Raw genomic sequence first — 3,192 nt, 5'->3', positions numbered from 1 at the left:
CGACCAAACAAATACTTAAGCCACCCATTATTAATCTAGCTCTGAAATCATCAATTCCAAATACTTAAGCCACCCATTATTAATCTAGCTCTGAAATCATCAATTCCGACCAAATACTGGCTGACTTACTTAAATATTAAAAAATTTACTGCGAAATAACCGAATTGATTGCAAATAATGAACATTCACAAGTACTAAAGCCCACTTACGACAAGCTTCAGCCACACGAATTCTCGAATGATGAATTCGATACTTTAGAGCTCTATTTTAAATTCTACCGAATAGCCTAACCCAACATTTGTCGGCACATTTTTGCACCATGCCGCCTGCGTTTATTCAAATGTTCACATAACTGAGTAAGTTCTTGCAAAGTACCTACAGGGCCTTTGAATAAATCATGAAATTCTGAGGTGATTTTAAGCCAATTTTCTAGTGGAATATTGAGCCGAGAAAGAATATCTAATGTTCTCGCAGCAATGGCACCACATTTATCCTCTCTTAATTGCCTACCAGTATCATCAACTAGCTGTAGATAATCTTGCACTGAAAATCTTAAACCATTAGGCATATTAGCTCGCTCATTGCCAATAAAAGGTAATAGCTCTAACGGTTGTTTGCCTTTCATTGCTGCTTTGATGCGACGCTTAATACTAGTGTAATCTGAGGTTTCAGGTGTTTTGGCAAGATTTGCTCGAATCGGATTTAAATCAACATATGCCATGCACGCGAGTACTGCGGCTTCATCAAGCAAAGCTTGAGACTTAAACCGTCCCTCCCAAAATCTACCAGAACATTTATCCTCTTTATTGGCTTTGCGGGCAATCGGCTCGTTAAGACTACGCATAAACCAGCTTATATCAATTAAGCGTTTACGGTACTCGGTAATGGTATTGTTTAAGGTTTCAAATTCGTGAGCTTCAATTTTTTCGCCTTTTAAGAACTTTTGCGTCAGTAATGTGCCTTTAAATAGCTTTTGCCATTGCAGTATCACCTCTTCATCTGACCAAACTTGTGCTTGTTCAACATCAACTTTTAATACCACATGCAAATGATTACTCATTACAGCATAAGCACAGAGATCAATACTAAATACTTGAACTAACTTCAATAATCGCTCTTCTATCCAATCCCGCCTATGCTCATATGATTGCCCCGTATAACTATCAACGCCACATAAATAGGCCTTGCGAACACAACGACTCACGCAATGGTAATAAGTCGTATCTTCTAAACTCACTAACTGTTCTCTTGGTATCGCCATAACCTGCCTCCCAAAGATTCCAATGATATAAGTCTAGTTCATGCTCAGAATTTCAGCATTAATATGGGTGGCTTGAATTAGGGAGTCTTGTTTAACCAGCTCAATTTATATCAACATTAATGTCTTAGGTGATTAGTTTGAAAATAAAGTTATCTTTACTTAACCAAGATTAAGATTAGTTAAGTCACTATAGATAACTTGAGATAAACGTCATTGCTGGTTACACTGCGGCCATGAAAACAACTCCTTCTTTTGCAGAGCGAATTATTCGCTGGTATGACGCCCATGGGCGCAAAAACCTTCCTTGGCAACAACAAAAAACAGCATTTAGAGTATGGATTTCTGAAATTATGCTGCAACAAACTCAAGTTGCTACCGTTATCCCTTACTATGAAAAATTTATGGCGCGCTTTGCCGACATTAATAGTCTAGCGAACGCCGAACAAGATGAAGTCCTGCATTACTGGACGGGATTAGGCTATTACGCTAGAGCACGCAACTTACATAAAGCGGCAATGATTATGCGTGATCAGTACCAAGGCGAGTTCCCCACTGAATTTGAACAAGTATTAGCGTTACCCGGTATTGGCCGCTCAACGGCGGGGGCGGTATTGTCACTTGCGCTTGGGCAACATCACCCGATTTTAGATGGTAATGTTAAGCGAGTATTAGCTAGGCATGAAGCTGTAGATGGCTGGCCTGGTAATAAAAAGGTCGAAGACCAACTATGGCAAATAACAGACTTACTCACACCTGCTGAGCAAATTAGCAAATACAACCAAGCCATGATGGATATCGGCGCCAGTATTTGTACTCGTTCGTCACCTAAATGTGAAGTTTGCCCCGTTGCCATTGACTGCAAAGCACAGCTTATGCAGGCAAACTGAATATCCGGGTAAAAAGCCTAAAAAAACCATTCCAGCAAAACAAGCTTGGCTATTAGTGCAACTGGATGATAATAAGGTGCTATTGCATAAACGCCCGCCTGCGGGAATTTGGGGCGGATTATGGTGTTTTCCGGAATTTGCATCGCAGCAACAGCTTGATGACTATTTAACTGAGCAACAGATTAGTGCCAAGCCACAATTATTAGATGGTTTTAGACATACCTTTAGCCATTTCCATCTCGATGTTCAGCCGATACTGGTTATTGCGCCTCCACAAAAGCCAACAAAGGTCATGGAAGCTCAACAGAGTCTCTGGTATAACATAGAGCAACCAGATAGAGTCGGACTTGCCGCCGCTACAGAACGCGTATTGGCAAATGTTTCGTTAATTAAGGAGTAATCATGGCTCGCACCGTACATTGCGTATATTTTGATAAAGAAGCTGATGGCTTAGATTTTCAATTTTACCCAGGTGAACTAGGCAAACGTGTTTTTGACAATATAAGTAAAGAAGCTTGGGCATTATGGCAAGCTAAACAAACGATGCTTATTAATGAAAAGAAACTGAATATGATGAACGTTGATGACCGCCAGTTCTTAGAAGAGCAGATGGTTCAGTTCCTCTTTGAAGGTAAAGACGTACAAATTGACGGTTTTGTGCCTCAAAAAGATGAAGATTAACTGATTTTAGTGGTTAATTGATTGTTCGCTAATCAATCACGCTAATAACATCAAAAAACTAGTTGCAGTTAAAATTTCATAACTATATGATACGTCCACTTCAAGAAAACAGGGTTTTTAAATCCTTGCTTGCAGTAGTCAACTAACACTTAGTTTAGTTGCCCGAATAGCTCAGTCGGTAGAGCAGAGGATTGAAAATCCTCGTGTCCCTGGTTCGATTCCGGGTTCGGGCACCACTATTTATTTGAATAGATTTATTTCTGTTTAAAAAGATAAGCCAGCATCACTTAGTTAATAGGTAATGACTGGTAATCAAATAGATTGCTCCCGAGTTTTCTGTTTGAAATGAATAAGCCGGTCATA

The 3,192-nt window shown here is 39.7% G+C and carries 2 protein-coding genes, 1 tRNA gene and 1 pseudogene; 3 read left to right on the top strand and 1 reads right to left on the bottom strand.

Annotation, left to right across the window (positions count from 1 at the left end; translation table 11 throughout):
• Positions 1–286: 286 nt before the first annotated feature.
• Entirely contained in the window at positions 287–1,261 is a 975-nt protein-coding gene (locus JCM15074_RS20095) for a hypothetical protein (RefSeq protein WP_025823743.1), read from the bottom strand.
• Positions 1,262–1,494: 233 nt separating this feature from the next.
• Between JCM15074_RS20095 and mutY the strand changes: the two are divergent.
• The 3 genes and pseudogenes from mutY to JCM15074_RS20080 all read left to right on the top strand — a co-directional run bounded on the left by mutY (position 1,495) and on the right by JCM15074_RS20080 (position 3,065).
• Positions 1,495–2,548, top strand: a pseudogene (gene mutY, locus JCM15074_RS23305) (A/G-specific adenine glycosylase).
• A 2-nt stretch (positions 2,549–2,550) separates the two neighbouring features.
• On the top strand, positions 2,551–2,829 hold the full coding sequence (locus JCM15074_RS20085) for an oxidative damage protection protein (RefSeq protein WP_025823741.1): 279 nt from the start codon (positions 2,551–2,553) through the stop codon (positions 2,827–2,829).
• Between the two features lie 160 nt (positions 2,830–2,989).
• Positions 2,990–3,065, top strand: a tRNA-Phe gene (locus JCM15074_RS20080).
• Positions 3,066–3,192: the final 127 nt, after the last annotated feature.

Source organism: Shewanella marina JCM 15074, assembly GCF_000614975.1.
In the GTDB taxonomy this organism is placed as follows: Bacteria; Pseudomonadota; Gammaproteobacteria; order Enterobacterales; family Shewanellaceae; genus Shewanella; species Shewanella marina.
Note: the sequence above shows the minus strand (reverse complement) of the source record. Positions and strands in the feature narration are given on the sequence as shown.